Below are 6,504 nucleotides of genomic sequence, written 5' to 3'. Positions count from 1 at the left end.
GCGAGTTGCGGCGCGATACCGAAAACCTCGCACGCCTTGAATCGATGGGCTCTGGCAAGCCCATTCGCGATTGCCGTGGCGAAGTCGCCAAGGTCGCGGAAATGTTCGAGTACTACGGCGGCTGGGCCGACAAGTTCTACGGCGACGTGATCCCCGTTCCGACATCGCATCTGAACTACACGCGGCGCGAACCGGCGGGCACCGTCTTGCAGATCACGCCCTGGAACGCACCGGTCTTCACATGCGGATGGCAACTTGCACCGGCTATCTGCATGGGTAATGCGGTGTTGCTGAAGCCGTCGGAGATGACGCCTTTTACGTCGCTCGTCGTTGCCATGCTCGCGGAAAAGGCGGGTGCGCCCAAGGGCTTGATCAACGTTCTCGCAGGTCTTGGACACACCGTTGCGCAAGCTGCAATTGCGCACAAGGCAGTGAAGAAAGTCGTGTTCGTCGGTTCGCCCGCGACCGGCGTGCGCATTGCAGAAGCGGCGGCCAAACGGGTGCTGCCCTGCGTGCTGGAACTCGGCGGCAAGTCGGCCAACATCATCTTCGCCGATGCCAACCTGAAGCACGCCGCGCTGACCGCGCAAGCCGCGATCTTCGCCGGAGCTGGCCAGAGTTGCGTGGCGGGATCGCGTCTGCTGGTCCAGCGTTCGGTCTATGACGAGTTCGTCGGCATGGTGGCAGCGGGCGCGCGCAAGATCAAGGTAGGTCTTCCGCTCGATGACGCCACCGAAGTCGGCCCGATCAATAACATCACGCAGTACAACCATGTGATGAAGATGATCGCAAGCGGCGTCGAGGCAGGCGCAACGCTCGCAGCGGGATCGGCTGAGCGATCCGATGGCGGCTACTTCGTCTCGCCGACGGTGCTGTCGAACGTAACGAACGAAATGGATGTGGCGCGCACGGAGATTTTCGGACCGGTGGTGGCCGCCATTCCATTCGATACCGAAGAAGAGGCGCTTGCCATTGCGAACGATACCGAGTTTGGCCTTGCCGGTGCGGTGTGGACCAACGACGTGGGCCGTGCTCATCGCGTGGCGGGTCAGGTCAATGCCGGAACCTTCTGGATCAATGGCTATAAAACCATTAATGTCGCGTCTCCGTTCGGTGGCTATGGTATGAGTGGATACGGACGTTCGAGCGGGGTGGAAGCGTTGTACGAGTACACGCAGACCAAGAGCGTGTGGGTTGAAACGGCTAAAGAACCGGCAACTGCATTCGGCTATCTTTGAAGTTTTTTATAAGGCAACATGCCTTCCCGCGTTGGACCGAAGCGGGAAGACAAGAGGACATAAAGGAGAAAAACAATGGCAAGCACGGTGGCTGCGCAACAACGGGGCAGTGATGGCTTGAGGAGCGCGAAGCTCTTCTTTTATGCAGCAGTCATCCTGCTCATTGCCGAATTCATCGGCTCGTTCACGTTCAAGGTCGGGCCGGGAAAAGTCGTTCTGCTCCCTATGATCTGGGCGCTTCTTCTCGGCGCCGCTCTAGGTCTGGCAAGTGGCCGATGGAGCGGCGCCGCGCGGCTCGACGTCAAGACGCAGTTCCTCGCTGCGGCCGTATTGCAGCCTGCGCTTCTCTTGTTTGTAGCCAAGCTGGGATTGCTGGTGGGCGGTGCGTTGCCCAAGCTCGCCGCGTCGGGGTGGGCACTGGCGTTCCAGGAGCTCGGGCATTTTGTCGGGACCATCCTGCTCGGTTTGCCGCTTGCGTTGCTGCTCGGTATCAAGCGCGAGGCGATCGGCGCGACCTTTTCCGTGGGGCGCGAACCGAGTCTTGCGATCATCGGCGAGAAGTACGGCATGGACTCGCCGGAAGGACGCGGCGTGCTTGCCGAGTATCTGACGGGGACGGTCTTCGGCGCGGTGTTCATCGCGATCTTTGCGGGCTTTGTCGCAAGCCTGAACATCTTCCATCCGCTTGCGCTTGCAATGGGTTCGGGTGTTGGGTCGGGCAGCATGATGGCCGCCGCATCAGGTGCAATCGCCGCACAGCAGACGCCCGAAATGGCGAAGGCCGTGCTGACGTTTGCCGCCGCGAGCAACCTGATCACGACGACTGTCGGCACCTACTTCACGCTCTTCATTTCGCTGCCGATGGCCGTATGGGGATACCGCATTCTCGAGCCGCTGATCGGGCGTACGAGCAAGGCGTCGGATGCATCGAAGGTCATCGAAGACGAGCGTCCGAAGCTCGGCGATGTCGAAACCGCCGCGCCCGAACTGGGTTATCGCGGGAAGCTGGTTGCGTGGGGCGTGACCGCTGTGTTCGCACTTGGTTGCGACTGGATCACGCACGGCACCACGCCGTTTTCCGGTTTCCCCGGCATGTTGATCATGGTGCTTGCGACCATTGTTGGCGATGCAATCTACACGGTGAGCGGACGCAAGATCCCGGCGGTTTGCTGGGTCTCGATTGTCGCGATGTTCCTGACGTCACCGTGGTGCCCGTGGGCGTCACAGATATCGGCGTACAGCGCACAGAACGATTTTCTCAGCATCACCACGCCCATGTTGACCTTTGCAGGCCTCTCGATCGCGAAGGACATCCCCGCGTTTCGCCGGCTGGGATGGCGCATCGTGCTGGTTTCGTTCGTGGCGAATGCGGGAACGTTCCTGGGCGCGACGCTGGTGGCGCAGTTCTTCCACGTCTGAGCGTTCGAACACCCTTACTTCGACGCCAGATACCGCTGCGGCGAATCCCCGCCGCCTCACGCCCGGATCTGAAACTCAGGCAGTACCTCCGCCGCGAGTTCTTCAAGAATCTCGCGCGTTGGGCGCTTCGATGCCTGCAGGTTCAGCGTGACGTGATGCGTGCCGTTCTCGCGCATCTCTCGCAGAATCCTGATGAGATCGTTGCTCCCCGTCCGGTATCCCAGCGAGCGAGGCTCGGCGGCTTCGTTTTGATCGGCGGCGAGATCGAGCCCCATCGCCGCGCCGAACGCCCGAAACTCGCCCGGCGCGACGCGATCGACCGCCGCCCTCCACATGCTGTACCTCGCGCGCTGCTTTTCCGGCTCTCGGTGATACGTCATCCAGCCGATCGCATTGCGTGCAATCCAGTCGACGCTCTGGCCGCCTGAACCGACGGCGATCATCGGAACGGGTGTCGGCGATGTTGGTAACAGGAAGAATTCGGGCGCGTCCGGCGGCGACTGGTCCGGAACGACCCTTGGTTCGCGGCCAATCGCGGCCGCGACCGTATCCCAGTGCCGCCGATACACCTCCCGCCGCTCGTTCGCATCGATGCCAAACGCCGCGTATTCATGCGGACGATCGCCGGAGCCAAGGCCCAGGATGAATCGCCCTTTACTCAGTGTGTTCACCGATACCGCACCCTTCGCGATATGAAGCGGATGCCGCAGCGTCAGCACGATTGCGCCGCTGGCGAGCGCGATGTTCTTGGTGTGCGACGCCACCGCGCCGAGCAATACCCAGGGATCGAGATGCCCGACCGGGTCCGGGTAGTCGCTGCTGTTCAACGGCACGTCGCGCACCCACAGCGCGGCGAAGCCAAGCTCGTCTGCGAGGCGGCCCAACGCGATCTGTTCATCGAAGTCGGCTACGGCATTGCCCGATGACAGCATCGGCAGGGTCAAGCCGATTGAAAGCCGCCCCTCGGCAAACACCGTGTGTTCGATGACTTCCGGCATGTCCACTCCGCATGTTGTTACCCTGACTTCCGAGTAGTGACAGGAATGCTATCACCGCGCTGCGATCCGCTTTCGCTATCGCATCATCGAATACTCGGATTGTTCGGCTATGACTTGGCCCCTATAGTGCTTGCAACAGCAGAAGACATCCAACACAAGGAGACACGATGAACCAGATCGATCTGGCCGGACGGACCGTTGTGATTACCGGCGGCGCACGCGGTATCGGTTATGCGGTGGCGCAGCGCGCGCTGGCTTCGGGCGCGGAAGTCGCGCTGTGGGATATCGATTCCGAGCGGCTCGAACGCGCCCGTGGCGAACTGTCGAATGGCGGCAAGGTGAGCGTCGCCGTGGTCGAACTGACCGAGGAAACATCGGTTGAACAGGCGGTTCAGCAGACGCTGGAAGCGCATCGCAAGATCGACGTGCTGATCAACTGCGCCGGCATCACGGGCGGCAACGGCACGACATGGGAACTCGCGCCCGATGTCTGGCGCCGCGTGATCGACGTGAACCTGATCGGCCCGTATCTAACCTGCCGCGCAATCGTGCCGCATATGCTGAAGGAAGGGTATGGGCGTATCGTGAACATTGCATCAGTGGCCGGCAAGGAAGGCAACCCGAACGCATCGCACTACAGCGCTTCGAAGGCGGGTCTTATCGGACTGACGAAGTCGCTCGGCAAGGAACTCGCCACGCGCGGCATTCTCGTGAATGCCGTGACGCCGGCCGCTGCCAAGACCGAGATCTTCGATTCGATGTCGCAGCAGCACATCGACTACATGCTCTCCAAGATCCCGATGAACCGCTTCCTTCTGCCGGAAGAAGCGGCGTCGCTGATCCTGTGGCTCAGTTCCGAGGATTGCGCATTCAGCACGGCGTCGGTGTTCGATCTGTCGGGCGGACGCGCGACTTACTAAAGCGTTCTGCTTCACGCGGGCGTTGCCCGCGACATAACAATATCCGGAGACACGCATGAGCGATCCCGCAAATGCGGAGGACGCCGTCACCGCTCGCGTGATGCGTCGCCTGCTGCCGTTCCTGTTGCTGATGTACATGCTCGCGTTCCTCGACCGGGCGAACATCGGCTTCGCACAGAAAGCGCTTCAGCACGATACGGGTTTGTCGAACGCCGCGTTCGCATTCGGCGCGGGTGTGTTCTTCGTGGGTTATGCACTCTTCGAAGTGCCGAGCAACCTGCTGCTGCATCGCGTGGGCGCGAAGCTCTGGATGTGCCGGATCATGGTGACATGGGGGCTTGTGTCGGCGGCAATGGCGTTCGCGCATACGGCCACGGCGTTCTACGTCTTGCGCTTCATGCTCGGCGTGGCGGAAGCAGGATTTTTCCCCGGCATCGTCTATTACCTCACGCGATGGTTTCCGCAATCCGCGCGTGCAAGGGCGTTGGGCGTGTTTTATTTCGGCGCGCCGCTCGCGTTCATCTTCGGCAGTCCGCTGTCGGGCGCATTGCTCGACCTTCACGGCGCGCTCGGATTTGCCGGTTGGCAATGGCTCTTTCTGGTCGAAGGCGTGCTGGCATCGCTCGTGGGAATCTGGGCGTTCTGGTATCTCGACAACGATCCGTCCAAGGCGCGCTGGCTCGATGCAAACCAACGCAGCCTGCTGATCGCGCGACTCGACCAGGACGCGGCGACCGCATCCGCGCATGGTCCGCGTTCCGTGTTTGCCGCGCTGGTCGATCCGCGCGTGCTGATTTTGTCGGCGGTGTATTTCCTGATCCAGATGTCCGTGTATGGCGTGATCTTTTATCTGCCGCAACAGGTGGCCGCGCTGATGGGCGCGCATGTCGGCGCCAAGGTCGGCTTCGTGACGGCGATTCCGTGGCTGTGCGCGGTGCTCGTCACGTGGATCGTGCCGCGTTACGCGGATCGTCACGCGCAGCACAGGCGTCTCGCTGTCGTCATGCTGGTCGTGGCGGGATTGGGTATCGCGATATCGGGGCTCGCGGGCCAGCCGCTGATTTCGCTGATCGCCCTGTGTTTTGCCGCAAGCGGACTGATTGCCGCGCAACCGCTCTTCTGGACCTTTCCGACGCATTATCTGACGGGCGCTGCGGCGGCGGGCGCGATTGCGCTGATCAACTCGCTCGGCGGCCTCGGCGGTTTCGTCGCGCCCATGATCCGTACGAGCGCCGAGCGTTTCTACGATTCAACGAGCGCCGGCCTCGTGCTTCTCGGCGTCGTCGCCGTGCTCGCCGCGATAGCCATCATAGTGTTCGTGCGACCCGCGCGGACATCTGCTTACACACCTGGCGAACGCGCCAAAGCATCCTGAACACCAGAACTTAAACGGAGTCCGATCATGTCCATGCCTACCATTCGCCACGTCCGCGCGTTCACCGTTCGCGGCGGCGGCGCCGACTACCACGACCAGGGCGCCGATCACTGGATCGATGACCACGTCTCCACGCCAATGGCGCGTTATCCCGAGTACAGGCAAAGCCGGCAGTCGTTTGGCCTGAACGTGCTCGGCTCGCTGGTCGTCGAGATCGAAGCAAGCGATGGAACCGTCGGCTTTGCAGTGACCACGGGCGGCGAGATCGGCGCGTTCATCGTGGAGAAGCATCTGGCGAGATTCCTTGAAGGCCAGCGCGTGACGGACATCGAGAAGATGTGGGACCAGATGTATTTCGCCACGCTCTATTACGGGCGTAAAGGTATCGTGCTCAACGCAATATCAGGGGTGGATCTTGCGCTCTGGGATTTGCTTGCGAAGGTGCGCAAGGAACCGGTATTTCACCTCTTGGGCGGACCCGTTCGCGACGAACTGCAATTCTATGCAACGGGCGCACGTCCGGATCTGGCGAAGGGGATGGGGTTTATCGGCGG

5 protein-coding genes and 1 pseudogene (1 of these 6 only partly in view) are annotated in these 6,504 nt (G+C 61.6%); 5 read left to right on the top strand and 1 reads right to left on the bottom strand.

Annotated elements, in window-relative coordinates; translation table 11 throughout:
- The coding region (locus ACFFAR_RS15630; protein ID WP_375508090.1) for an aldehyde dehydrogenase family protein at window positions 1-1,238 on the top strand (1,238 nt) is incomplete at its 5' end.
- A gap of 75 nt (window positions 1,239-1,313) precedes the next feature.
- Window positions 1,314-2,657, top strand: a complete 1,344-nt coding sequence (locus ACFFAR_RS15625; protein WP_062003206.1) for a DUF3100 domain-containing protein — start codon at window positions 1,314-1,316, stop codon at window positions 2,655-2,657.
- 56 nt (window positions 2,658-2,713) lie between these two features.
- On the opposite strand, the gene ACFFAR_RS15620 is transcribed toward ACFFAR_RS15625, so the two are convergent.
- Entirely contained in the window at window positions 2,714-3,655 is a 942-nt protein-coding gene (locus ACFFAR_RS15620) for an LLM class oxidoreductase (RefSeq protein ID WP_375508089.1), read from the bottom strand.
- Window positions 3,656-3,822: 167 nt separating this feature from the next.
- Between ACFFAR_RS15620 and ACFFAR_RS15615 the strand changes: the two genes are divergently transcribed.
- The 3 genes and pseudogenes from ACFFAR_RS15615 to rhmD form a co-directional block, all read left to right on the top strand.
- Window positions 3,823-4,575: an SDR family NAD(P)-dependent oxidoreductase gene (locus tag ACFFAR_RS15615; protein ID WP_062003204.1), complete on the top strand. Its 753-nt coding sequence runs from the start codon at window positions 3,823-3,825 to the stop codon at window positions 4,573-4,575.
- 55 nt (window positions 4,576-4,630) lie between these two features.
- Window positions 4,631-5,950 (top strand): MFS transporter, encoded by a 1,320-nt coding sequence (locus ACFFAR_RS15610; RefSeq protein ID WP_062003203.1) that lies wholly within the window; start codon window positions 4,631-4,633, stop codon window positions 5,948-5,950.
- A 27-nt stretch (window positions 5,951-5,977) separates the two neighbouring features.
- A pseudogene (rhmD, locus tag ACFFAR_RS15605) lies at window positions 5,978-6,504 on the top strand (L-rhamnonate dehydratase) (it continues 650 nt past the right edge of the window).

This window comes from uncultured Caballeronia sp., assembly GCF_964243625.1.
Lineage (GTDB): Bacteria > Pseudomonadota > Gammaproteobacteria > Burkholderiales > Burkholderiaceae > Caballeronia.
The sequence above is the reverse complement of the archived record's forward strand: the minus strand, read 5'-3'. Positions and strand labels throughout refer to the sequence as shown.

What these genes read in the sequence shown, in the direction of transcription:
- ACFFAR_RS15625 (WP_062003206.1), top strand. Translation starts at nt 1,314, where the DNA reads ATGGCAAGCACGGTGGCTGCGCAACAACGGGGCAGTGATGGCTTGAGG.
- ACFFAR_RS15620 (WP_375508089.1), bottom strand. Translation starts at nt 3,655, where the DNA reads ATGCCGGAAGTCATCGAACACACGGTGTTTGCCGAGGGGCGGCTTTCA.
- ACFFAR_RS15615 (WP_062003204.1), top strand. Translation starts at nt 3,823, where the DNA reads ATGAACCAGATCGATCTGGCCGGACGGACCGTTGTGATTACCGGCGGC.
- ACFFAR_RS15610 (WP_062003203.1), top strand. Translation starts at nt 4,631, where the DNA reads ATGAGCGATCCCGCAAATGCGGAGGACGCCGTCACCGCTCGCGTGATG.